General features: G+C 63.8%; 24 protein-coding genes. 7 read left to right on the top strand and 17 right to left on the bottom strand.

Going from position 1 to position 21,464, the window contains the following annotated elements; translation table 11 throughout:
• Nucleotides 1-38: 38 nt before the first annotated feature.
• Nucleotides 39-1,874 carry an acyl-CoA dehydrogenase gene (locus RHO23_RS19085; protein ID WP_064410479.1) on the bottom strand — a complete coding sequence of 612 codons (1,836 nt, stop codon included), beginning with the start codon at nucleotides 1,872-1,874 and terminating at the stop codon, nucleotides 39-41.
• Nucleotides 1,875-2,144: 270 nt separating this feature from the next.
• Between RHO23_RS19085 and RHO23_RS19080 the strand changes: the two genes are divergently transcribed.
• Nucleotides 2,145-2,714, top strand: a complete 570-nt coding sequence (locus RHO23_RS19080) for a DinB family protein (RefSeq protein ID WP_217340149.1) — start codon at nucleotides 2,145-2,147, stop codon at nucleotides 2,712-2,714.
• Here RHO23_RS19080 and RHO23_RS19075 read toward each other — a convergent pair.
• Nucleotides 2,711-4,474: a protein kinase domain-containing protein gene (locus RHO23_RS19075; protein ID WP_423488196.1), complete on the bottom strand. Its 1,764-nt coding sequence runs from the start codon at nucleotides 4,472-4,474 to the stop codon at nucleotides 2,711-2,713. The genes RHO23_RS19080 and RHO23_RS19075 overlap by 4 nt on opposite strands.
• Before the next feature lie 110 nt (nucleotides 4,475-4,584).
• On the opposite strand from RHO23_RS19075, the gene RHO23_RS19070 reads away from it, so the two are divergent.
• Nucleotides 4,585-5,547, top strand: a complete 963-nt coding sequence (locus RHO23_RS19070) for an isopenicillin N synthase family dioxygenase (protein WP_423488195.1) — start codon at nucleotides 4,585-4,587, stop codon at nucleotides 5,545-5,547.
• An 88-nt stretch (nucleotides 5,548-5,635) separates the two neighbouring features.
• The gene (locus RHO23_RS19065; RefSeq protein WP_057965465.1) at nucleotides 5,636-5,956 is read left to right on the top strand and encodes a hypothetical protein; all 321 of its coding nucleotides are present in this window, start codon (nucleotides 5,636-5,638) and stop codon (nucleotides 5,954-5,956) included.
• Between the two features lie 46 nt (nucleotides 5,957-6,002).
• Here the strand turns inward: RHO23_RS19065 and RHO23_RS19060 are convergent, their stop codons facing one another.
• Nucleotides 6,003-6,704, bottom strand: a complete 702-nt coding sequence (locus RHO23_RS19060; protein ID WP_423488194.1) for a hypothetical protein — start codon at nucleotides 6,702-6,704, stop codon at nucleotides 6,003-6,005.
• Nucleotides 6,705-6,709: 5 nt separating this feature from the next.
• Entirely contained in the window at nucleotides 6,710-7,507 is a 798-nt protein-coding gene (locus RHO23_RS19055) for a crotonase/enoyl-CoA hydratase family protein (protein ID WP_030097288.1), read from the bottom strand.
• A 28-nt stretch (nucleotides 7,508-7,535) separates the two neighbouring features.
• On the opposite strand from RHO23_RS19055, the gene RHO23_RS19050 reads away from it, so the two are divergent.
• The gene (locus RHO23_RS19050; protein WP_030097287.1) at nucleotides 7,536-8,024 is read left to right on the top strand and encodes a flavin reductase family protein; all 489 of its coding nucleotides are present in this window, start codon (nucleotides 7,536-7,538) and stop codon (nucleotides 8,022-8,024) included.
• Here RHO23_RS19050 and RHO23_RS19045 read toward each other — a convergent pair.
• Complete coding sequence (locus tag RHO23_RS19045) at nucleotides 8,021-8,455, bottom strand: tautomerase family protein (RefSeq protein WP_423488193.1); 435 nt, start codon at nucleotides 8,453-8,455, stop codon at nucleotides 8,021-8,023. The genes RHO23_RS19050 and RHO23_RS19045 overlap by 4 nt on opposite strands.
• A 27-nt stretch (nucleotides 8,456-8,482) precedes the next feature.
• Nucleotides 8,483-9,178, bottom strand: a complete 696-nt coding sequence (locus tag RHO23_RS19040) for an SDR family oxidoreductase (RefSeq protein WP_423488192.1) — start codon at nucleotides 9,176-9,178, stop codon at nucleotides 8,483-8,485.
• 89 nt (nucleotides 9,179-9,267) lie between these two features.
• Between RHO23_RS19040 and RHO23_RS19035 the strand changes: the two genes are divergently transcribed.
• Nucleotides 9,268-9,735, top strand: a complete 468-nt coding sequence (locus tag RHO23_RS19035; protein WP_057968455.1) for a winged helix-turn-helix transcriptional regulator — start codon at nucleotides 9,268-9,270, stop codon at nucleotides 9,733-9,735.
• 4 nt (nucleotides 9,736-9,739) lie between these two features.
• Here RHO23_RS19035 and RHO23_RS19030 read toward each other — a convergent pair whose 3' ends face one another.
• From RHO23_RS19030 to RHO23_RS18990, 9 genes are all read right to left on the bottom strand, one after another.
• Entirely contained in the window at nucleotides 9,740-10,036 is a 297-nt protein-coding gene (locus RHO23_RS19030; RefSeq protein ID WP_030097283.1) for an ArsR/SmtB family transcription factor, read from the bottom strand.
• A gap of 82 nt (nucleotides 10,037-10,118) precedes the next feature.
• Nucleotides 10,119-10,274: a hypothetical protein gene (locus RHO23_RS19025; RefSeq protein WP_044105389.1), complete on the bottom strand. Its 156-nt coding sequence runs from the start codon at nucleotides 10,272-10,274 to the stop codon at nucleotides 10,119-10,121.
• 74 nt (nucleotides 10,275-10,348) lie between these two features.
• Nucleotides 10,349-10,957, bottom strand: coding sequence for an SRPBCC family protein (locus tag RHO23_RS19020; RefSeq protein WP_070915790.1), 609 nt, complete (start codon nucleotides 10,955-10,957; stop codon nucleotides 10,349-10,351).
• A 24-nt stretch (nucleotides 10,958-10,981) separates the two neighbouring features.
• Nucleotides 10,982-11,728, bottom strand: coding sequence for a succinate dehydrogenase/fumarate reductase iron-sulfur subunit (locus tag RHO23_RS19015; RefSeq protein WP_030097281.1), 747 nt, complete (start codon nucleotides 11,726-11,728; stop codon nucleotides 10,982-10,984).
• A gap of 1 nt (nucleotide 11,729) precedes the next feature.
• Entirely contained in the window at nucleotides 11,730-13,643 is a 1,914-nt protein-coding gene (locus tag RHO23_RS19010; RefSeq protein ID WP_064409839.1) for a fumarate reductase/succinate dehydrogenase flavoprotein subunit, read from the bottom strand.
• A gap of 45 nt (nucleotides 13,644-13,688) precedes the next feature.
• Nucleotides 13,689-14,498 carry a hypothetical protein gene (locus RHO23_RS19005; RefSeq protein WP_057968443.1) on the bottom strand — a complete coding sequence of 270 codons (810 nt, stop codon included), beginning with the start codon at nucleotides 14,496-14,498 and terminating at the stop codon, nucleotides 13,689-13,691.
• Nucleotides 14,495-14,767, bottom strand: coding sequence for a hypothetical protein (locus tag RHO23_RS19000; protein ID WP_030097278.1), 273 nt, complete (start codon nucleotides 14,765-14,767; stop codon nucleotides 14,495-14,497). The genes RHO23_RS19005 and RHO23_RS19000 overlap by 4 nt, the downstream gene beginning before the upstream one ends.
• Nucleotides 14,768-14,877: 110 nt before the next feature.
• On the bottom strand, nucleotides 14,878-15,918 hold the full coding sequence (locus tag RHO23_RS18995) for an isocitrate/isopropylmalate dehydrogenase family protein (protein ID WP_346424252.1): 1,041 nt from the start codon (nucleotides 15,916-15,918) through the stop codon (nucleotides 14,878-14,880).
• 8 nt (nucleotides 15,919-15,926) lie between these two features.
• Complete coding sequence (locus RHO23_RS18990; RefSeq protein WP_423489260.1) at nucleotides 15,927-17,342, bottom strand: NAD-dependent succinate-semialdehyde dehydrogenase; 1,416 nt, start codon at nucleotides 17,340-17,342, stop codon at nucleotides 15,927-15,929.
• A gap of 51 nt (nucleotides 17,343-17,393) precedes the next feature.
• On the opposite strand from RHO23_RS18990, the gene RHO23_RS18985 reads away from it, so the two are divergent.
• Nucleotides 17,394-18,698, top strand: coding sequence for an aspartate aminotransferase family protein (locus RHO23_RS18985; protein WP_412458116.1), 1,305 nt, complete (start codon nucleotides 17,394-17,396; stop codon nucleotides 18,696-18,698).
• The gene (locus RHO23_RS18980; RefSeq protein ID WP_030097274.1) at nucleotides 18,698-19,192 is read left to right on the top strand and encodes a DUF3830 family protein; all 495 of its coding nucleotides are present in this window, start codon (nucleotides 18,698-18,700) and stop codon (nucleotides 19,190-19,192) included. The genes RHO23_RS18985 and RHO23_RS18980 overlap by 1 nt, the downstream gene beginning before the upstream one ends.
• A 7-nt stretch (nucleotides 19,193-19,199) precedes the next feature.
• Here RHO23_RS18980 and RHO23_RS18975 read toward each other — a convergent pair whose 3' ends face one another.
• Nucleotides 19,200-20,591 carry an amidase gene (locus RHO23_RS18975; RefSeq protein WP_101312087.1) on the bottom strand — a complete coding sequence of 464 codons (1,392 nt, stop codon included), beginning with the start codon at nucleotides 20,589-20,591 and terminating at the stop codon, nucleotides 19,200-19,202.
• The gene (locus RHO23_RS18970; protein WP_199345789.1) at nucleotides 20,584-21,450 is read right to left on the bottom strand and encodes a D-2-hydroxyacid dehydrogenase; all 867 of its coding nucleotides are present in this window, start codon (nucleotides 21,448-21,450) and stop codon (nucleotides 20,584-20,586) included. The genes RHO23_RS18975 and RHO23_RS18970 overlap by 8 nt, the downstream gene beginning before the upstream one ends.
• Between the last annotated feature and the right edge of the window lie 14 nt (nucleotides 21,451-21,464).

Raw genomic sequence — 21,464 nt, 5'->3', positions numbered from 1 at the left:
CTGTTCCCGGAGGAACAGGGGGCCTTTGCGTTACTGAATCAGAAGGCGGCTTCGTCGAGCTCCATGATGTCGTTGTCGACGTTCTCCAGGATGGCCCGGGTCGAGGTCAGCTGCGGCAGCATGTTCTTGGCGAAGAACGAGGCAACCGCGATCTTGCCCTCGTAGAAGGACTTCTCGGCGCCGGTGGCGCCCGCGTCCAGAGCCTCGATGGCCACGGCGGCCTGACGCTGCAGCAGCCAGCCGATCAGCAGGTCGCCGACGCTCATCAGGAAGCGCACGGAGGCCGTTCCGACCTTGTAGACCTGAGTGATCTCCTGCTGGGCGGCCATCAGGTTGGCGGTCATGGTCGCTGCCATGCCCTGCACGTCCTCCAAAGCCGTTGCGAGCAGCGCACGCTCGGCCTTCAGGCGGCCGTTGCCGGTCTCGCTCTTGACGAACTCTTCGATCTGACCGGAGACGAAGGCCAGCGACTTGCCCTGGTCCTTGACGATCTTGCGGAAGAAGAAGTCCTGGGCCTGGATCGCCGTGGTGCCCTCGTAGAGCGAGTCGATCTTGGCGTCACGGATGTACTGCTCGATCGGGTAGTCCTGCAGGAAGCCGGATCCACCGAAGGTCTGCAGGCTTTCGGTGAGCTTCTCGTAGGCACGCTCGGAGCCCACACCCTTGATGATCGGCAGCAGCAGGTCGTTGAGCCGTACCGCTTCCTCGGCCTCCACACCGTTGATGGCCTTGGCGGCCACGGCGTCCTGGAAGGTGGTGGCGTAGAGGTACAGCGCGCGCAGGCCCTCGGCGTAAGCCTTCTGGGTCATCAGCGAGCGACGCACGTCCGGGTGGTGCGTGATGGTGACGCGGGGAGCGGTCTTGTCGGTCAGCTGCGTCATGTCCGCACCCTGCACGCGGGTCTTGGCGTACTCGAGCGCGTTCAGGTAACCGGTGGACAGGGTCGCGATGGCCTTGGTGCCCACCATCATGCGGGCCTGCTCGATGACGTCGAACATCTGGGCGATGCCGTTGTGCACCTCGCCGACCAGCCAGCCCTTGGCGGGAACGCCGTGCTGGCCCAGGCTCAGCTCACAGGTGGCCGAAACCTTCAGGCCCATCTTGTGCTCGACGTTGGTGACGAAGACGCCGTTGCGCTCGCCCGGCTCGCCGGTCTCGAAGTTGGGGATGAACTTGGGCACGAAGAACAGCGACAGACCCTTGGTGCCGGGGCCGGCGCCCTCGGGGCGGGCCAGCACCAGATGCATGATGTTTTCGAACATGTCATCGGAGTCGGCCGAGGTGATGAAGCGCTTCACACCGTCGATGTGCCAGGAACCGTCCTCCTGCTTGACGGCCTTGGTGCGGCCGGCGCCCACGTCCGAACCGGCGTCGGGCTCGGTGAGCACCATGGTGGCGCCCCAGCCGCGCTCGGCGATGAATTCGGCCCACTTCTTCTGCTCATCGGTGGCGACGTTGTAGAAGATCTGCGCGAAACCGGCACCACCGCTGTACATCCAGACTGCCGGGTTGGCGCCGAGGATCATCTCCTGGATGGCCCACATGAGCGCGCGCGGAACCGGGCTGCCGCCGAGTTCTTCGATCAGGCCGAGGCGATCCCAGCCTGCATCGGTGACTGCCTTGACGGACTTCTTGAAAGCTTCGGGGATGGCCACCGAGTGGGTCTCCGGGTCGAAGACCGGCGGGTTGCGGTCGCCTTCAGCGAAGGAATCGGCCAGTGGCCCCTCAGCGAGGGTGCGCATTTCGGAAAGGAACGTGCGTGCGGTCTCTTCGTCCAGCTCGGGGTACTCCTCACCACCGAATACCTGCTGAATGTTGAAGAGCTCGAAGAGGTTGAACTCCAGGTCGCGGACGTTCGACTTGTAGTGGCCCATGTGCGTCATTGCCTTTTCTCGTGGGTCTAACTGGGTCTCGTGGGGCTGTTCTGATATTCGGTTGGGTTCTTACTTCTGATTAAGTTACCCACCGGTAACAACTGAACTATACCGCTGCGTAGCGTATGACAAAAGTCCTGGCCTTGTGGTTGTTGTCACAATTAGATATCGCAGGTCAGGGGGCATTTTTCACGGTTTTGGGCGAGTGATGTCAGACAGGTGGTGTTGGCTTATGCGTGCCAGCTCACAGCCCCTGAGAGGAACCCCCGTATGCCTGCCATGCCTCCGCCCGTTTCCACCGAGTTGGACGGTCTGATCGAATACATCGCCGCGCAGCAAGACGCTTTTCGGATCGTGGCCTTCGGCCTGACCGACGATCAGGCCCGTCTTACCCCGACGGCGGGCACCTTGTCGGTCGGTGGGCTCATCAAGCACGTCACCAATATGCAGGCGGGCTGGACAGACAAGATTGTCGCCGCGCCTGGCCCGGGGCCGGACCGCCACCGGGCCGATGACGAATTCATCTTGCGTGCGGACGAGACGCTCGCCGGGGTGCTGGCGGCGTATTCCGCGCAATGCGACGCGACACTTGCCGCGATCAAGGACAAGGGGCTGGAGACTCCGGTGCCCGTTCCGTCGGCGCCGTGGTTTCCCAAGGACGTCGACGCGTGGAGTGTGCGGTGGGTGGCCCTGCACCTCATCGAGGAGTTGGCCCGGCATGCCGGCCACGCCGACATCATCCGTGAGTCCGTCGATGGCGCAACGATGTACGAGCTGCTGGCGGCCGCCGAGGGCTGGGAGCCCACGGATTGGCTCACCCCCTGGTCTCCCAAGAACTAGCGGCCGTAACGCAGGATCTTCATGGCGGTCGCGAAGTTCAGGGCGGTCGCGCTGAGAGAGCCTGCCGCGTCGTTTCGGTTGGACGCACCGCTGGCCAGGATGTACACGAGCAGGCCGCGAACCACATTGAATGAGACGTGCTGCCGAATGCTGTTCGCTCCGGATGGAAACATGAAGCACGATTCCGTTGCGGTGAGCTCTTTTTGGCCATTCTGGACCGGAGCCGGCTCATCGAACTCGAACGAGCATCGCCACGTGGTACTCGCGCCGGGGATCGTGTACGCGACCGCGTCGCACCTCTTCAATGCGTCGGAGGCGCCGTCCGGGGAGAGGGCATCGGATGCCGGGACAACCCGGATCAGGATCTCCCTCTCGGGCTTCTTGCGATCACGCAGGTACAACGTCGGCGTCTCACGGCCCTGGGCGCGCAGCGCCCACACGGGATCAATGGTGTTGCAGCCCACTGGGGTCCCACCAATGATGGTGGCCGCACCGGGCGCCACGGCCGGGTTGAACTCGCCCGACTTGAATGTGGGCGACGGGTTCTTCTCCCATCCGTCTGGATAGTCGAACTGGCCGGGCAGCAAGGTGTCCAGGACGGTGTTGGGTTGTCCGGCAAGCGATTCACCCGGCTTCACCACCGAGGCGGTCGCGCCAGACGAGGGAGCGGGTTTACCCCCACCATGGCGGGGCCAGATCACGACGGCGACCACCGTCGATGCGGCCAGCAGGGCGATGGCGCCGACAATCGCCACGATGCGCCTGTGCTTGACCAATGTTCGCGCGGAGTCTGTCGGTGTGGCCAGGTTCTGTACGAGATGGGGTGTGGGCTGCGGCGTCACGGTGGATACGGGTTGGGTCACGGTCTGCCGGTGCTGATGCGGGTCGGCCAGAATCTGTTGCGCGGCCTGGGCAAACTCCCCGGCACTTTGATACCGATCGGCGGGATTCTTGGCCATCGCCTTGGCGATCAATGCGTCCATTGACTCGGGCACAGAGGCGAACTGGGAGATGCGGGGCGGCGGCGCCGAGAGGTGTGCATTGATAACCGCGGGTAGCGAGCCCCCGGAGCCAAATGGTGGTTGACCCGTGAGCATCCGAAAGAGCGTGCAGCCCAAGGCATACACATCGGCGCGGCCGTCGACCGCGGCGCCGGACAGCACCTCCGGTGCCGCGTACCCGATCGTGGCGGTCACGTTCCCCGCGGAGGTAACCGAGTTGCTGTCGTCGAGCGCGCGAGTGACACCGAAGTCGCCCAACATGATTCGCCGATCGCCTTCGGACAGCAGGATGTTGGCCGGCTTCACATCGCGGTGCACCAGACCGCGGGCATGCAGATAGTCGAGCGCCTTGGCCACCTCGCTGATGATGTGAATGGCGCGGGTGAGCGACATGCGCCCGTTCCTCGACTCCGAGTGCGCATCGCTGCCCTGGACGTATTGCATGGCAATCCACAGATCGCCCTCGGGCGTTTCGCCTCGGTTGTGCACCGTGACGATGTTGGGGTGATCCAGAGACGCGGCCAGCGAGGCCTCGCGCATGAATCGTGCCCGGAAGTCAGGGTCGCGTGAGGCCTGGGCGTTGAGGATCTTCAGAGCCTCGGGACGTTGCAAATTCGGATTGGCGGCCAGGTACACGGTGCCCATGCCGCCGCGACCGAGGACGCGCTCGACCTGGTATCCGGATATGACCGTCCCCGGCGGTAGGTCTCCAGGTTGCTGGCTATCTGGACCCGACGGCGGCATCTCCGATGACGTCATTTCCCCTGTGCGTCCCTCTCGCCCGGCCGTGTGGTCATCGTACTTGTGATATTTCCTCATGGCGGTCAAGACGGTGGCCCCCGCGAGGCCGGACGGGGGACCATGGGGGCATGGCTGAGCTACCCGTCGTAGACCTTTCCGGCGACCCGGATCGGTTGCGTGCGGTGCTGCGCGAGGTCACCCATGAGGTGGGGTTCTTCTATCTCACCGGCCACGGTGTCTCGCCGCGGCTGGTCGACGAGGTGTTGTCGGCCGCTCGCAGGCTTTTCGCGCTGCCCGCGGAGGACAAGGATGCCATTGCCATGGTGCGTAGCCCCCATTTTCGTGGGTTTACCCGGCTGGGTGGAGAGCTGACCGGCGGGCTGACCGATTGGCGTGAGCAGATCGATGTCGGGCCGGAACGTCGGGCGACTGCGCACGGAAAGGATTTCGATTACCTGTGGTTGCAGGGGCCCAACCAGTGGCCGAAGGCGGTGCCCGAGCTAAGAGCAGCGCTCGCGAGCTGGGACGCGACGCTGGCTGCGGTGGGGCGAAAGCTACTGCGGGAGTGGGCCATTGCTCTTGGGTCTGCGGACGGAGTGTTCGACGAGGCTTTTGGCTCTGAACCTGCGACCCTGATCAAGGTCATCCGGTACCCGGCCCGCGGCACTACCGACCAGGGAGTGGGTGCGCATCGCGACTCTGGTGTGCTCACCTTGCTGCTGGCCGAACCGGAGGTGGGCGGACTGCAGGTGGAGGTGGACGGCACCTGGGTGGAGGCGCCGGGGCGGGCGGGTGCATTCATCGTGAACATCGGTGAGCTGCTCGAGCGGGCGAGCGGCGGGTATCTGCGTGCGACGCGCCATCGCGTGACGTTGACGGGCACGCCCCGGATTTCGATCGCCTACTTCTTCAATCCGAGGCTTGACGCGCGTATCCCGACGCTGGATCTCCCGCCGGAACTTCGGGCGCGGGCTCGACGTGCGGCGACGGACCCGGACGATCCGATCCATGCGACCTACGGCGAGAACGCCTGGAAAAGCCGGCTACGGGCGCATCCCGATGTGGCGGCCGCGCACGGGCATCTGCGCTAGCCATCTTCTGATTTCCCTCCGCGAACATTTGGTTCTCGAAATACTCGGGTTGTGGCAAACTATTGCCAGATACCGAGGAGGAGGAGCTATGCGGACGATTTGTTCGGTAGTCGCAGGGGTTGGTGTGGCGGCGGTGCTGGTTTCGGTGTTCGCCGCACCCGCTGCTTCGGCGGTGCCGGGGGAGGGCCCGGTTGCCGTTCAGTGCCAGGTCTATGCCAACAACAATTTCGGCCCACCTGGGTTTGGCCCGGGAAGCATGCCGGGTATGGGTTTCGGCATGAAGCAGTGGGCTGGCTCTGTGATCGGTCACGGAAGTAACGAGCCTGAAGCCCGGCAGGATGCGGAGCGTCAGATGTGGGGCCCGTACGGCATGGCGCCAGAGCTCCGTGACTGTGTGCCTGCGGCATAACGAGCGAAGCAACGATCACTTCGTGGTGTGCGCTATCGGCAATGCCTTAGCGGGCTGCGCCGTCGCTGCGCACTTTGTTGACGATGACGTCCAAGACATTTTCGGCCGGTCGAGGGTCATCACCGTGCGCCGTGATGTAAACGAGGCATCCTCGGACAACCGCGTAATAGGTCAGGTACCGGTAGTCGAAGCTGCTCCGGCAGCGCGATTCAACGACGGCGACATCATCTGCCGAGACGGCGGGGATGGGCAGATGTGCGGTATCGGTACACGTGATGTCGGCGGTGCCGTGCTGGGGGCACTGGGCAGTCCAGGTACGGACCGCCGATAGGTCCCGCCATGCACCGGGCTCGGCGATAACAATCGACAAGATAGATCCACCGGCACGTGTGAAGTGCGTGAGATACAGCTGGGCCGGAGTGTCTCCGGTGGGTAACTGGGCGGGCATCCCGCGTGCCGAATCGCAGGGGGCGACAGTGGGCTGATCGGGACTCGATACCGGAATGGCCAATTTGGCAATGGCTATTCCGTTGGCGGGTGGCGTAGTGAACCCGGCCGGGTACTCGGATGGATTGGGGAGATACACCGCGAGATCCCTCGGCAGTTTCGCACTTGTCGTGGTCGGGGAAACCCCCTCGGCGAGGACGTGTGCCCGCCAGCCAAGGGTAAGGGCCAGGAAGACACCGGCGGTGGCCAGCAGTAAGGCGATTCCCGCCAGTACCTGCCGCCCGGCGCTCTTGTCGCTCATCGGCGCTAGATACTGCGGGCCTTGAACTGAGGTTCGGTCTTGTCGATGCCGGCTTTGCGTGCGATGGCGAAGTTGGGTCCCCGCATGAGCCGCAGTTGCAGGCGTCGCTCCAGGCCGAACGCGCGGCGCGGGACCATGGACCATGCCTTGTCGAACAAGGTCTTGGTGGCTGCCACCGAATCGGGGGAGCGCGACAGGATCTGGTCGATGAGTTCGGCGGCGTCGGCCTCGGGGTCGGCGCTCACCTGGGTCACCAGTCCGATTTCCTTGGCGTAGAAGCCGTCGAACATCTCACCGGTCATGGTGAGCCGTTTGGCGGTGTCGATTCCGATCAATTGACTCAGCGTGACGCTTCCGGACATATCGGGGATCAGGCCCCACTTGGCTTCCAGGATCGAGAACTCCGCATCGGGTGTGGTGAACCGGAAGTCGGCGGCCAGGGCCAACTGAAGCCCGCCGCCGTAGCAACGGCCGTGGATGACGGCGATCACCGGGATGCGCAACCGGCGCCAGGCCCAGCACGCCTCCTGAAAACCATTGGTACCCAGCCAGGGGAGCGGAATGAAGTTCGCGACCACGCGCGCCGGGTCCTTGCCTGCGGCCGCGAAATCCAGCCCGGTAGAAAAGGCGTCCCCCTCACCGGACAACACCACCACACGGATCGAGGTATCTGAGGCAATATGGCGGGCGGCGGCAGTCAGCCCGTTGAGCATGTCGAGGGTGAGTCCGTTGAGCTTCTCGGGCCGGGACAAGGTGACGCGGGCTACCTCGCCGTCGACGCGTAGGGTCACATGTGACGTCATGAAGCAAGACTAGAGGTGACATCCAGTTATGACGAGCGATACCACTTTGGACGCGGCGACGCTGCGCGAGGCATTCGGGCACTTCCCGACCGGCGTGGTTGCCATTGCCGCCGAGATCGGTGGAACGCGAACCGGATTGGCCGCCAGCACGTTTGTGCCGGTGTCCCTGGATCCGCCGCTCGTGGCGTTCTGCGTTCAGAACTCTTCGACAACGTGGCCCAACCTGCGGGTGGCCCCACGTCTGGGTATCAGTGTGCTGGGTGAGGCGCATGACGATGCTGCCCGCACGCTTGCCGCCAAGACCGGCGATCGGTTCGCGGGCCTGGACACCTCGACCACCGAGAGCGGTGCGGTGTTCATCGGCGGCACCACCGCCTGGATCGAGACCTCTATCCAGTCCGAGGTGCCTGCCGGTGACCACGCGATCGTCATCCTCAACATCCACGGATTGACCGTGCACTCCGCAGTGGCTCCGATCGTGTTCCACCGCAGTAAGTTCCGCAAGCTGATTGGCTAGACTGGCACCGGGTAGGGACTGCTCCGGTTGGTTCGGGCCCAGTCACGTTCGGCGTCGGAGTTCATCGGCGGCGGCACCAGTCCGTTGATCATCCAAAGCTCCTCGCTGGTCTCGTCGATGTGAAACTCCCAGTGCAGGTCCGCCCGGTCCAGATGCGGTGCCAGGACGCTGCCGAGGTGCTGGGTGATGCGCTCGCGCCCGGCTTTGTCGGGCAGCGTCCGTGCGATGTGATCCACGACGATCCGTACCGCGTTCGTGGTGGGTTCCCCGCCGACGTAGAAGTCGGACGGTGGGATCTCCTTGAACACCGTGACCACGTAGAACCGCGGAAGCCCGACGGCGACGTAGACCTCCGTTATGCGTGCGGCCAGATCGGCCTTTTCCTTGTCGGAAAACATGTTTGGTGTGTGGTAGATGGTCCAGAGGGGCATGTCGATCTTCTCCTGGTGGATGCGAGGTCAGTGGCCGGGACGGTAGGCGAGATTCTCGACAGGGCCCGATAGCTGCGACTTCACCTGCGCGGTGAGCTCGTCGGTCAGCACCTCGTTATCGCCCTTCTCCAGTGCATCGATGATGCGTGCCGCGATCACGCCGGGCGGTGTCTTCGGAACGTCGAGGGCGGACACCATGTCGGTGCCGATGAATCCCGCGTGTACGCCCAACACGTGTGTGTGCTGTGGTTCCAGCTCCAGGCGCAGGGTGTTGGTCACCGACCAGATGGCCGCCTTCGACGCACCGTAGGCGCCGGCTCCGCCCAGCCAGGAGAGCACCGAGTGGATGTTGATGATCGCTCCGCCGCCGTTGGCCTTGAGGATCGGCGCGAACGCCCGGATGACCCGCAGCGGGCCGAAGACGTTGGTCTGGAACGTCGCGTCCACCCGATCAAGGTCGCCGGTGAGCAGCGAATCGGGATGCAGCACACCGGCGTTGTTGACCACGATCTCGACGTCGGTGAGCTCACGGGCCAGCGCTCGCACCGATGACTCGGAGGCCACCTCGAGCTGTTGGGGAATCACCTGCGCGCGCGGGTCCTCGAAGGGTTGGCGGGCGGTGCTGTAGACCTTGCGCGCTCCGCGGCTCAGTACCTCGTCGACGATGGCTGCGCCCAGTCCGCGGCGCCCTCCGGTGACCAGTACGACCTTGTTCTCGACCATCCCTATCTCCTAACTAACGATTACGTTAGTTAGGACGCTAGCGGGACTAGCTGAATAACGCAAGCGTTAGTTACAATGGCCCGGTGACCATGGAGTTCGAGCGGCTGCTGCAGGACCGCTCCCGCTGGAACACCGATGCGTGTTCGATCGGGAAGGCCCTGGACTTGCTGGGCACCAAGACCGCATTCCTGATCGTCCGCGAATGCTTTTACGGCTCAACCCGATTCGACGAGTTTTCCGAGCGCATCGGGGTATCTGCCCCGGCGGTGTCGCGTGCACTCAAGCAGTTGGAGGCGGCGGGCGTCATCGAGAAGGTGCCTTATCGCGAGCCCGGTCAGCGGGAGCGGGACGGGTACGTGCTGACCCGGATGGGCCAGGATCTGCTTCCGGTACTGCTGTCCCTGCTCAAGTGGGGGGACGAGTACCTGCAGGATGGGCACAAGCCGCTGGAATTGATCGATAAGAAGACCGGGCGGGAAATCGATGTTCAGGTGACATCGCGCCCGGGTCAGCAGCTGAGTGCCGAAGGCATCGAGGTCAGGTGGGCGGGGCGTTAGACCGCTAGGGCAGGTGTCCTTCCAGTGCGTCCAGGTGCCCGCTCCAGAAGTGCCGGTATGGGTCGATCCACTGGTCGATCTGGACCAGGCCATCGGCACGCAGCGCGTAGATCCGGCGTTGTGCATCCGGCCGGGCATCGACCAGGCCGGCCTCGCGCAGCACGCGAAGATGCCGCGAGACGGTGGGCTGTGTCAGGCCGGGCAGTGTCGCGACGAGTTCTCCGGCGGTCCATTCCCCGCCGGCCAGCGCATCGAGCAGAATCCGGCGGCTTGGCTCCGCCACCGCTTCGAAAACGTCCATGCGTCGAGTATTGCACTCTATCTATATAGACACAATGCTATATAAAGGATCGTCATCATCACGCCCCGGCCGCTGATACGGCCTAGGGGCGTTTGGCGAGTTCCTCTTGGTATCCGCGGATGCGATCACGGAGTTCGCGCGCGTCGTCGGCGCGATCTTCGCGATCGGCGAGATCGGCACGCAACGAAAGCTCCTTGATGGCAGTGCGGATATCCGCGACGCTCACAGTGTCACCCATATTCCGATGTTGCCCGTGTTGCCCGAATTGGGCATTGGCAACCAGTCACAAAGTCCCGCGCAACAACTTGGAGTTCAGCGGCGCCCGATGATCGCGCGGAGCTTGCCGATCTGCCACTTGGCCACCGGACGCACGAGTGGTGCGGCCAGGCGCAGCGGGAGCCAGCCCACCCATTTAGGGGTGCCGCCCACATGCCAGGTGAGCCGGGTGCCGCCGGTGCCGTTATCTGCCACTTCGAAGATCTCCGCAGCCGAATCCAGAACCAGCGGAACAGAACATGCGGTGATGGTGACACCCAGTGTGCGGTTGGGTTCATTGACGACGATCTGTTCGGCCAACACCCCGAAGGTGTTGACGAATGCGCGCTTGGTGCCCACCTCTCGCAATGCCGTACCGGCGTAGTCCACACCCTTGGAGAACGGGACCCAGCTCATGAACCGCTCGTCGAGCAGGGCCTTGAACACGCGATCGGGAGGGTAGAAGAAGTCGCGCTGGACCGAGAGTGCGAAGGAGGCGTCGGAAGCCAGATACTCATGCAGCTGATCGGCGGCTACGGGGGTGAGATTGAACCGAGCGGCCGAGATGCCGCCCGCAGCAAGAATTGCCAGCAGGATCAAGCCCGCGACGGCACCTACGGCTGCCAGGCAGACAACGGCGATGACGATGACGAGCCAGGTTTCCATGCGCTTCTCCTGTGCAAGACCCGGCTAGCGGCGGAACAGCTTGTTGCCCAACCAGACAATCGGGTCGTACTTGCGATCGGCGATCCGCTCCTTCATAGGGATCAGCGCATTATCGGTGATGTGGATGCCTTCGGGGCATACCTCGGTGCAGCACTTGGTGATGTTGCAGTAGCCCAGGCCCAGTTCCTCCTGAGCCACCTCGCGCCGATCGGCAACATCGAGTGGGTGCATCTCCAGCTCGGCCACCCGCATCAGATAGCGCGGTCCGGCGAAAGCCTTCTTGTTCTCCTCGTGGTCGCGCACCGCGTGGCAGGTGTTCTGGCAGAGGAAGCATTCGATGCACTTACGGAACTCCTGTGACCGCTCGACATCTTCCTGCTGCATCCGGTACTCGCCGGGTTTCAAGCCCTTCGGTGGGGTGAATGATTGGACTTCTCTGGCCTTTTGGTAGTTGAACGACACGTCGGTAACCAGGTCGCGAATCACCGGGAAGGCGCGCAGTGGCGTCACCGTGATGGTCTCGGATTCATCGAATGTCGACATCCGGGTCATACACATGAGCCGCGGACGGCCATTGATCTCGGCCGAGCAGGAGCCGCATTTTCCGGCCTTGCAGTTCCAGCGCACCGCCAGGTCCGAGGCCTGAGTGGCCTGGATGCGGTGGATGATGTCGAGCACGACCTCGCCCTCGCTCACCGGAACGGTGTAGTCGATGAGCTCACCGCCGTCGTCATCGCCTCGCCAGACCTGGAGGTGCGCGTCATAGCTCACGTCAGGACTTCCTTCCTGGGTGCTCTGCCAGTTCTTCGGGCGTGAAGTATTTCTCCAGCTCGCCGATCTCGAAAAGTTCCAAAAGATCTGGGCGTAAGGGGATCTGCGGCTCGGGCGTGACGAGTACATCGGGTACCGCCGGATCTCCGCCGGTGGTGCTGCAGACCAGCAGGGTCTTGCGCCAGGTGGCGTCCATGTCCGGATGGTCATCGCGGGTGTGTCCGCCTCGGCTCTCGGTGCGCAGCAGCGCCGCCTTGGCCACGCACTCACTGACCAGCAGCATGTTGCGCATGTCGATGGCCAGGTGCCAGCCCGGATTGAACTGCCGATGCCCTTCCACGGCAACGTGTTTGAAGCGCTCCTTGAGCTCATTCAGCTTGACCAGGGCCTGTTCGACTTCCTCTTCCTTGCGGATGATGCCGACCAGGTCGTTCATGGCCTGCTGCAGGTCGGTGTGCAGTGTGTACGGATTTTCGGCACCCTCGGCCGCCGGGTCACCGAAGGGCGCCAGCGCCAGGGCGGCAGCCTTGTCGACGTCGGCCTCGGTGATCTGTGGGCGGGAAGTGAGTCCCTTGACGTAGTCGGCGGCTCCCAGACCGGCGCGCCGTCCGAACACCAGCAGGTCGGAAAGGGAGTTGCCGCCCAACCGGTTTGACCCGTGCATGCCGCCGGAGCATTCACCGGCCGCGAAGAGACCGGGCACCGTCGCGGCTCCACTGTCGGGATCGACCTCGATGCCGCCCATCACGTAGTGACAGGTCGGACCGACTTCCATGTCGTCCTTGGTGATGTCCACCTCGGCGAGTTCCTTGAACTGGTGGTACATCGACGGCAGCCGCCGCTTGATCTCTTCGGTGGGGATGCGTGAAGCGATGTCGAGGTACACGCCGCCGTGCGGGGTGCCGCGGCCGGCCTTGACTTCGGAGTTGATGGCCCGGGCGACCTCGTCACGGGGCAGCAGGTCAGGGGTGCGCCGTGCCGAGTCGTTGTCCTTGAGCCACTGGTCGGCTTCTTCCTCGGTCTCGGCGTATTGACCCTTGAACACCGCGGGGATGTAGTCGAACATGAATCGCTTGCCCTCGGAGTTCTTGAGCACTCCGCCGTCGCCGCGCACGCCTTCGGTGACCAGGATGCCTTTCACCGAGGGAGGCCAGACCATGCCGGTCGGATGAAACTGGATGAACTCCATGTTGATCAGCGTGCCGCCGGCGCGCAGTGCCAGGGCATGACCGTCACCGGTGTACTCCCAGGAGTTCGATGACACCTTGAACGACTTGCCAATGCCGCCCGTGGCCAAAACCACTGCGGGAGCCTCGAAGAGGATGAACCGGCCCGATTCGCGCCAGTATCCGAACCCGCCGGCGATCCGGTCCCCGTCCAGGAGCAGGTCGGTGATGGTGCACTCGGCGAAGATCTTGATACGTGCCTCGTAATCACCGGTCTCGGCGAAGTCTTCCTGCTGTAGCGAAACGATCTTCTGCTGCATGGTGCGGATGATCTCCAGGCCGGTGCGATCGCCGACGTGCGCCAGCCGCGGATAGGTATGGCCACCGAAGTTGCGCTGGCTGATCCGGCCATCCTTGGTGCGATCGAACAACGCGCCATAGGTTTCCAGTTCCCAGACCCGGTCCGGGGCCTCCTTGGCGTGCAACTCGGCCATCCGCCAGTTGTTCAGGAACTTGCCGCCGCGCATGGTGTCACCGAAGTGCACCTGCCAGCTGTCCTTGTCGTTGGCATTGCCCATCGAGGCGGCGCAACCGCCTTCGGCCATCACGGTGTGTGCCTTGCCGAACAGGGATTTACAGACGACCGCGACCTTAAAGCCCCGTTCACGTGCCTCGATGACGGCGCGTAGTCCGGCGCCACCGGCACCGATCACGACTACGTCGTATTGGTGCCGTTCGAGTTCAGCCATTAATTAACCCCAGTTTGTTTGCGAGGATGAGTATGAATGTGATTGTCAACCAACAAATCTCATGTCGGAGATGGTGCCGCTGGCCACCAGCATGACGTACAGGTCGGTGAGTATCAGCGTGCCCAGCGTGATCCAGGCGAACAGCATGTGCCTGGTGTTGAGCTTGCTGACCTGTGTCCATATCCAATACCGGACAGGGTGTTTGGAGAAGTGCTTGAGCCGCCCGCCGGTGACATGCCGGCAGGAGTGGCAGGAGAGCGTGTACACCCACAGCAGAACCACGTTGGTCACCAAGATCACGTTGCCCAAGCCGAATCCGAAACCGCCGGTCTTTTCCGAATGGAAGGCGACGATGGCGTCGTAGGTGTTGACGAGCGAGATGATCGCCGCGGCGTAGAAGAAGTACCGGTGAATGTTCTGCATGATCAGCGGCAGCTTGGTCTCGCCGGAATACTTCGCGTGGGGCTCGGCCACCGCGCAGGCGGTCGGCGACTGCCAGACCGAGCGGTAGTAGGCCTTGCGGTAGTAATAGCAGGTCAGCCGGAAGGCGAGCAGGAACGGCAGCGAGATGAAGGCCATGGGAATGAACCAGGGGAGATCACCCACCCAATGCCCGAAATGGCTGGCCCCGGGAGCGCAGGCAGTGCTGACGCATGGTGAATAGAACGGCGTCAGATAGTGATATTGCGGCACCCAGTACGCGCTGCCCCAGAAAGCGCGCACAGTGGCGTAGATGACGAATGTCGCCAGCCCGAGGTTGGTGAGTAATGGTGCGAGCCACCACTTGTCAGTGCGTAGCGTGCGCTGCTGAATCTGGGCACGCGAAGGCGAGAAGACCCCGGTGGCTTGACTCATCTGTAGCCACCAACTCCTTCGTCGTCGATATCGCCCCAGAACTCCCGGTCGTACTCGGTGTCGGGGATTTGGATCTTCTCGTTGCTCGCGAGCCGGTGCTCATGAGGCGAGAGATCCAGATCGGCGGCGTCGATATCCAGCCGCTCTACGTCATTGACGATGCGGCGCACGGCCGGCAGGTCGCCATAACGAGACTGCAGAGAGTGGACACAGCGGCGCAGGCTGCCAAGTGCTTGGTTGAGCTCGGTGAGCTCCGTCTTCGTCGACATCGGACTCCTTGGGCTGAAGGTGTCGTGGATCACAGGCTACGACAACCATCTTGCCAGGACAGCCGAACGGAAAGTGACACAAGTCACTGATGTCGTCAGTTAATTCAAGATCACCGAGCAGTTTCGGCGATTGCTGTGCCGAGCTGCTCGGTGGTGTCGCTACCTCCGAGATCGGGCGTGCGAACGCGACCTTCTTCCAGTACCTGGTCGACGGCGAGGCGAATCTTGTTGGCCGCGTCAGGCTCGTTCAGATGGTCCAGAAGCATGGCGCCGGCCAGTATCTGTGCGATGGGGTTGGCGATGCCCTGGCCGGCTATGTCGGGTGCCGAACCGTGCACCGATTCGAACATGGAGATGGCGGTTCGTTCCGGGTTGATGTTTCCGGATGCCGCCAGTCCCAGGCCTCCGGTAACCGCCGCCGCCAAGTCGGAGAGGATGTCGCCGAAGAGGTTGGAGGCAACGATGACGTCCAGGCTGCCGGGATCACTGATCATCCGGGCGGCAAGAGCGTCGACGTGCATCGACACGGAGGGAACCTGTGGGTATTCGGCCGCCACCATGTTGAAGATGCTGTCCCAGTAAGGCATTGAATGAATGATGCCGTTCGATTTCGTGGCCGAGCAGACGCGGAATCCGGCAGACGCGGCCAGCTCGAATGCGTACCGGATGATGCGCTCGCACCCGATGCGCGTGAAAACCGATTCCTGAAGCGCGAATTCGTTCTGATTGCCGCGGTTGTGAATGCCGCCGATCGGCGAGTATTCGCCCTCGGTGTTCTCGCGCACGATGACCATCGAGAGGGCATCGGCAGATACTCCGGCCAGAGGCGAGGCGATACCGGGCAGCAGACGTACGGGTCGCAGGTTCACGTACTGGTTGAAGGCGCGCCGCAGCGGGATGAGCAGTCCCCATAGCGAGACGTCATCGGGCACGCCCGGATACCCCACGGCGCCAAGCAGAATAGCGTCGAATCCGGCCAGTGTCGCGGGCGCGTCGGCGGGCATCATGGCGCCGGTGTTGGCGTATCTCTGGCAGGAATAGTCGAATTCGGTCCATTCGATGCGGCCGCCGGTGGCGGCGTCCATCACCTTGACGGCCTCCCTGGTCACGTCGACGCCGATCCCGTCACCCGGAATGGTCGCCACGTTCATCCGGGCGTTCATACGGCCGCGCCGATGTACTTGGTCTCCAGGAACTCCTCGATTCCCGCGAAGCCCCCTTCCCGTCCGATCCCGGATTGTTTGACGCCGCCGAAGGGGGCGGCGGGGGTGGACACGACGGGCCGGTTCAGCCCCACCATGCCGGTCTCCAATTGCTCGGAAACCCGCCATCCGCGTCGGGCATCATTGGTGTACAGGTATGCCACCAAACCGAATTCGGAGTCATTGGCGCGGGCGATCACTTCCTCCTCGGTGTCGAAGCTAGCTATGGCGGCCACCGGGGCAAAGATTTCGGTCCGCATCATGTCGCTGTCATCGGGCACGTCGGTCAGCAGGGATGGAGGGTAGAAGTATCCGGCACCGTCAGGAATCTCGCCGCCCAATCGCACTGTGGCACCGCGCTTCCGGGCGTCCGTGACCAGACGGTCGGCCTTGGCCACCGCGTCTGGGTCGATCAGCGGGCCGACATCGACACCGGGTTGGGTGCCGCGTCCCATATGCAGCGCCCCGAGCTTTGCGGTGAGCGCCTCGGTGAACGCTCCGGCGACACCGCGCTGCACGTAAATCCTGTTGGCAGCGGTACAGGCCTGGCCGATGTTGCGCATCTTGGCGATCAGCGCGCCGGCGGCGGCCTCTTCGGGGTCGGCGTCGTCGAACACGATGAACGGTGCGTTTCCGCCCAACTCCATCGAGGTGCGTTTGACGGTAGGTGCGCACTGCGTGAGCAGGTAGCGGCCCACCTCGGTGGATCCGGTGAAGGAGAGCTTGCGCACTCGGGGGTCGGCAAGCAGGGGTGCCATGGTCGGTCCGGGGTCGGCGGTGGTGATCACCGATACCACCCCGTCGGGAACTCCGGCTTCGCGCAGGATGCCGAGTAGGGCGAGCATCGACAGTGGCGTCTGTTCGGCCGGTTTGACCAGACAGGTGCAGCCCGCGGCCAATGCGGGGCCGATCTTTCGGGTGCCCATGGCCAGCGGGAAGTTCCACGGCGTGATCAGCAGGCAGGGGCCCACCGGGCAGTGGGTCACGATCAACCGTGATCCGCCGTCGGGTGCCAGCATCACGCCTCCGTCCTGGCGTACCGCTTCGCCGGCAAACCAACGGAAAAACTCTGCCGCGTAGGTGACCTCGCCGCGTGACTCGGTGAGTGGCTTGCCCATCTCCAGGGTCATGAGCAGTGCCAGGTCTTCGGTGCTCTCGATCATCAGCGTGTAGGCACGCATCAGTATGTCGGCGCGCTGCTGCGGCGAGGTCGAGGCCCAGGAGCGTTGGACGGCAACCGCATTACTCAACGCGGTGAGTGCGGCGCGGCCGTCCATGTTGGCGACATCGGCCAGCACCTCTTCGGTCGAGGGGTCCACGACGGGGAAGGTAGGACCGTGGCGGAGCTGCTGGGAGAGCGCGGCGGCGACCACCGCGCTTTCGGTGGACAGGGGGGTAGACACTGCGCCTGGATGCATGCCACCATGCTAGGGAGATTGTCAACAATCGACAATAGTTCGGAGTATGTCAGTGGAAGGGATGCCGTGACTGCGTTATCGCCCGTGCTCAAGCAGGCCACCTCGGTGGTGGCGGTGCGAGGCCAGGGTTGCTATCTGTATGACGAAAGTGACCGTGAATACCTGGATTTCACTGCGGGTATCGGTGTCGTGAGTACGGGTCACTGCCATCCTCGTGTGGTCGAGGCCGCGCAACGGCAGGTGGCCACGCTCATTCACGGGCAGTACACCACGGTGATGCATCGACCATTGCAGAACCTGGTGCGCCGTCTTGGTGATGTGTTGCCTGCGGATCTGGATTCGTTGTTCTTCGCCAACTCGGGCAGCGAGGCCATCGAGGCCTCCGTGCGGTTGGCGCGGCAGGCCACCGGCCGCCCGAACATCGTTGTGTTCCAAGGTGGATTTCACGGACGTACCCTGGCCGCGGCCACCATGACCACCTCGGGGCCACGATTCTCATCGGGAATCGGCCCCTTGATGGCCGGCGTGTACACGGCTCCTTTCCCGACGGCGTATCGGTATGGCTGGAGCGAGACCGAGGCCACCCGGTTCGCGCTGCAAGAGTTGGACTACCTGTTCGCCACCGCGACGGCACCCAATCAGGTGGCAGCGCTGGTCATCGAACCGGTGTTGGGCGAGGGCGGTTACATCCCCGCCAACACCGAGTTCCTCAACGGCGTCGCCGAACGCGCTCGCCAGCACGGCATCCTGCTGGTGGTTGACGAGGTGCAGACCGGATTCGGCCGCACCGGAGAGTATTTCGGCCATCAGCACTTTGGCGTGACGCCAGACATCCTGGTGATGGCCAAGGGAATCGCCAGCGGGTTCCCCATCTCGGGTATCGCGGCCTCTGCCGAGCTGATGGGGCGTGCCTGGCCCGGTTCGCAGGGCGGAACCTATGGCGCCAATGCCGTTGCCTGTGCGGCTGCGCTGGCCACCCTCGACGTGATCGACGAGGAACGGCTCGTCGAGAACGCTCGGGCGCGTGGCCGGGAGCTTCTCGACGGTGCGCGAAAGATCGCTGCCGAGAGAGGGATTGACGGTGATGTGCGCGGCTTGGGGTTGATGGTAGGTGTGGAGTTCAGTGCGGACGGCAGGCCTGCGGCCCAGCTCGCCGCCCGGGCCCAAGCATTGGCGGCCGAGAAGGGGCTGCTCCTGCTGATGTGCGGTCCACATATGAATGTGGTGCGGATGATTCCACCCCTGGTAGTGACGGCCGATCAGATATCCGATGCCCTGGGCATCTGGAGCACCGTGTTGGCGGAGCTGTGATGGATCGCTACATATCCATCACGCTGACCAAGCGGGGCGTGACCTGCCGTGCCCGGCTGCTCGACGCTGAGGCACCGAGAACCTGTGAAACGGTATGGAACTCACTACCGGTCGTTGGGCAGGCATACCACGCAAAGTATGCGCGCAACGAGGTGTACACCCTGTTGCCGCCGTTACTGCCGGCGCCCGGCCGGGAGAATCCAACCATCACCCCGATCCCCGGGGATGTGTGCTTCTTTGGGTTCGAGCCATGGGAGATCGGTAACCCCGCCTACGGGTACGAGCCGGGATCGGAAGCGCATTCGGCGCAAGGCGCCACCGATCTGGCGATCTTCTATGGCCGCAACAATCTGCTGATCAACGGGGACGCCGGATGGGTGCCCGGGAATGTGTTCGCGACCATCGAAGAGGGTCTGGCCGATATTGCGGCCGCCTGCCAGGATCTGTGGCTCACCGGCGTTCAGGGCGAGCAGTTGGCCTTCGCGCGGGCCTAGTTCGGGCCTAGCCCGCGAGCACCCGCTCGGCGAAATGGCCGACCGCCAGCACCAGGTCGTCGCTGTGCCGCGGGCCGATGATCTGCATGCCGACCGGCAGCCCCGTTGAGGTGCTGCCCACCGGAATCGACAGGGCCGGCTGCTGAGTCATGTTGAACGGGTAAGTGAATGGTGTCCACTGTGCCCACCAGCGCATCCCTGAGTTCGGCGGAACGTCGGCGCCCAACGGGAACGCGGGGATCGGCACGGTCGGGGTGATGAGCACGTTGTGGATCTCGTGGAAAGCACCCATGATGGCGCCCAGTTCTACACAGGCGTTACGTGCTCCCAGATACTCGGTGGCGGAGGCCTCAAGGCCGATGTCCCACATCTGGGCCAGCCCCGGATCTATCCCGTCGCGTACCTCGCTGAGGGTGCCATAGCTGTTGAGACTGGCGGCCGCCCCTGCGGCCCATAAGATTTCGAAGGCATCGATGGGGTCGGAGAATCCCGGATCTGCGTGGGTCACGGGCAACCCGGCCTCGTCAAGGGCGTTCACCGCGTTTTCGACCAGGTCGGCGACCTCGGGATCGACGTCGGCGTAGCCGAGCGTGGGTGAGTAAGCGATATCCAGGCCTGTCATATCCCGGTAGACCTGCGAGCGGTAGGTGGTGAGGGTGGGCGGCTGCGAGGTGGGATCGCGGTGGTCCGGCAGGCTGATGATGTCCATCAGCAGCGCAGCGTCTTCCACCGTTCGAGTTATCGGGCCACCGTGTGCCAGCGGCCCGAAGGGGCTGATCGGGTACATCGGGACCCGGCCGTGCGTGGGTTTGAAACCGACTACGCCGCAGAAGCTGGCGGGTATCCGGATGCTGCCCCCACCGTCGGTGCCGATGGACATCGGGCCCATGCCGGCGGCCACCGCAGCCGCGCTGCCGCCGGAAGACCCGCCTGCCGTGCGGCGCGGGTCGGCCGGGTTATGGGTGATTCCGCGCTGACGGCTATCGGTGACCCCCTTCCAGGCCAGCTCGGGCGTGGTGGTCTTGCCGACCATGACCATGCCGTCGGCCCGGATGCGATGTACAGCGGGGCTATCTGCCTCCCATGGGCCGGCAGGATCGACCAGGCCCGAGCCTCGCAGGGTCGGCCAGTTCTGGGTCAGGAAGACGTCCTTGATGGAGATCGGCACCCCGTCGAGCAGCCCACGGGTGTAGTGGCCGTGCCATCGCTCCTCGGATTGTGTGGCCGCTGCCAGAGCGGCTTCCTCGTCGACGAGGCAGTAAGCATTGATGGCGCTATCGGTTTGGGCGATTTTGGACAACACCGCGGCTGTCGCCTCCACCGGAGACAGTTCCCCCGAGGTGTAGGCAGCCACCAGCTCCAGAGCGGTCATCTCGGTGGGATCGGTGGGTTCATGCATTGCGGTGCATCCTGTTCTTGTCGACGATATTCAGAAGTTCCTCGCCACGCAGATAGCGGTCGAAGTTGGCGACAAACTGGTCCTGAAGACGGTCGGTCCATCCGTGTACATCGCCACTGTTATGCGGGGTGATGTACGTATTCGGTGTGCGCCACAGAGGGTGTCCCACCGGCAGCGGTTCGGGATCGGTGACGTCCAATGCGGCCCCGGCAATGGCTCCCTGATTCAGCGCGGACACCAGATCCCACGTGCCCACCAGTTCGCCGCGGCCCACATTGATCAGCCGGGCTGTCGTTGGCATCGCCGAGAGCACGCGTGCGTTGACAATTCCGTGCGTGCGCGCGGTAAGCGGAGCGGCGAGCACCAGATACTCGACATCGGCTACATGGGAAGACAACTCGGCGGATTCGGTTCTGCCGAGCACGGTAACCCGCATGCCCACCGCGGCCAATAGGGCGGCGATGGCCTGGCCGATCGGTCCGGTACCGAGTACCGCTACGGGCACACCTTCGATGGATTCTGATTCGAAATGGCGCCAGCTCAGCGCGGCCTGGGCGCGCGTGGAACGGCGAATGTCCTTGGCGAAAGCCAGGATCTGTGCCAGCACGTACTCGGCGATAGGGCGCTCGAACAGACCGCGGGAATTGGTCAGTACCACGTCACTCTCGACGAGTTCATCGAACAACACCGGATCGGCACCCGTGGCCGCGATCTGCACCCAGCGTAATGAGTCTGCGGCGGACCATGTTTCGCGCAGCGCCGAGGAACGAAAGTCGTAGACGAAGAGGATCTCGGCTCCGGGCAGCGCCGTGGCGAGTTGGTCCGATTCCACCAGTCGTAGCTCAGCGGACGCGGCCATGGTGTCGAGTCGGT

The organism is Mycobacteroides sp. PCS013 (genome assembly GCF_049532645.1).
Lineage (GTDB): Bacteria > Actinomycetota > Actinomycetes > Mycobacteriales > Mycobacteriaceae > Mycobacterium > Mycobacterium gwanakae.
This window is presented reverse-complemented; position numbering and strand designations above follow the sequence as displayed.

Bases quoted from the DNA above. Each gene is read 5' to 3' on its own strand.
- RHO23_RS19020 (WP_070915790.1), bottom strand. From the start codon at position 10,957: ATGGAAACCTGGCTCGTCATCGTCATCGCCGTTGTCTGCCTGGCAGCC.
- RHO23_RS19085 (WP_064410479.1), bottom strand. From the start codon at position 1,874: ATGGGCCACTACAAGTCGAACGTCCGCGACCTGGAGTTCAACCTCTTC.
- RHO23_RS18980 (WP_030097274.1), top strand. From the start codon at position 18,698: ATGGATCGCTACATATCCATCACGCTGACCAAGCGGGGCGTGACCTGC.
- RHO23_RS19005 (WP_057968443.1), bottom strand. From the start codon at position 14,498: ATGAGTCAAGCCACCGGGGTCTTCTCGCCTTCGCGTGCCCAGATTCAG.
- RHO23_RS19060 (WP_423488194.1), bottom strand. From the start codon at position 6,704: ATGAGCGACAAGAGCGCCGGGCGGCAGGTACTGGCGGGAATCGCCTTA.
- RHO23_RS19075 (WP_423488196.1), bottom strand. From the start codon at position 4,474: ATGACGTCATCGGAGATGCCGCCGTCGGGTCCAGATAGCCAGCAACCT.
- RHO23_RS18975 (WP_101312087.1), bottom strand. From the start codon at position 20,591: ATGCATGAACCCACCGATCCCACCGAGATGACCGCTCTGGAGCTGGTG.
- RHO23_RS18985 (WP_412458116.1), top strand. From the start codon at position 17,394: ATGCTAGGGAGATTGTCAACAATCGACAATAGTTCGGAGTATGTCAGT.
- RHO23_RS18995 (WP_346424252.1), bottom strand. From the start codon at position 15,918: ATGAACGTGGCGACCATTCCGGGTGACGGGATCGGCGTCGACGTGACC.
- RHO23_RS19010 (WP_064409839.1), bottom strand. From the start codon at position 13,643: ATGGCTGAACTCGAACGGCACCAATACGACGTAGTCGTGATCGGTGCC.
- RHO23_RS19055 (WP_030097288.1), bottom strand. From the start codon at position 7,507: ATGACGTCACATGTGACCCTACGCGTCGACGGCGAGGTAGCCCGCGTC.
- RHO23_RS19045 (WP_423488193.1), bottom strand. From the start codon at position 8,455: ATGCCCCTCTGGACCATCTACCACACACCAAACATGTTTTCCGACAAG.
- RHO23_RS19080 (WP_217340149.1), top strand. From the start codon at position 2,145: ATGCCTGCCATGCCTCCGCCCGTTTCCACCGAGTTGGACGGTCTGATC.
- RHO23_RS19050 (WP_030097287.1), top strand. From the start codon at position 7,536: ATGACGAGCGATACCACTTTGGACGCGGCGACGCTGCGCGAGGCATTC.
- RHO23_RS19000 (WP_030097278.1), bottom strand. From the start codon at position 14,767: ATGTCGACGAAGACGGAGCTCACCGAGCTCAACCAAGCACTTGGCAGC.
- RHO23_RS18970 (WP_199345789.1), bottom strand. From the start codon at position 21,450: ATGGCCGCGTCCGCTGAGCTACGACTGGTGGAATCGGACCAACTCGCC.
- RHO23_RS19040 (WP_423488192.1), bottom strand. From the start codon at position 9,178: ATGGTCGAGAACAAGGTCGTACTGGTCACCGGAGGGCGCCGCGGACTG.
- RHO23_RS19070 (WP_423488195.1), top strand. From the start codon at position 4,585: ATGGCTGAGCTACCCGTCGTAGACCTTTCCGGCGACCCGGATCGGTTG.
- RHO23_RS19035 (WP_057968455.1), top strand. From the start codon at position 9,268: ATGGAGTTCGAGCGGCTGCTGCAGGACCGCTCCCGCTGGAACACCGAT.
- RHO23_RS19025 (WP_044105389.1), bottom strand. From the start codon at position 10,274: ATGGGTGACACTGTGAGCGTCGCGGATATCCGCACTGCCATCAAGGAG.
- RHO23_RS19030 (WP_030097283.1), bottom strand. From the start codon at position 10,036: ATGGACGTTTTCGAAGCGGTGGCGGAGCCAAGCCGCCGGATTCTGCTC.
- RHO23_RS19065 (WP_057965465.1), top strand. From the start codon at position 5,636: ATGCGGACGATTTGTTCGGTAGTCGCAGGGGTTGGTGTGGCGGCGGTG.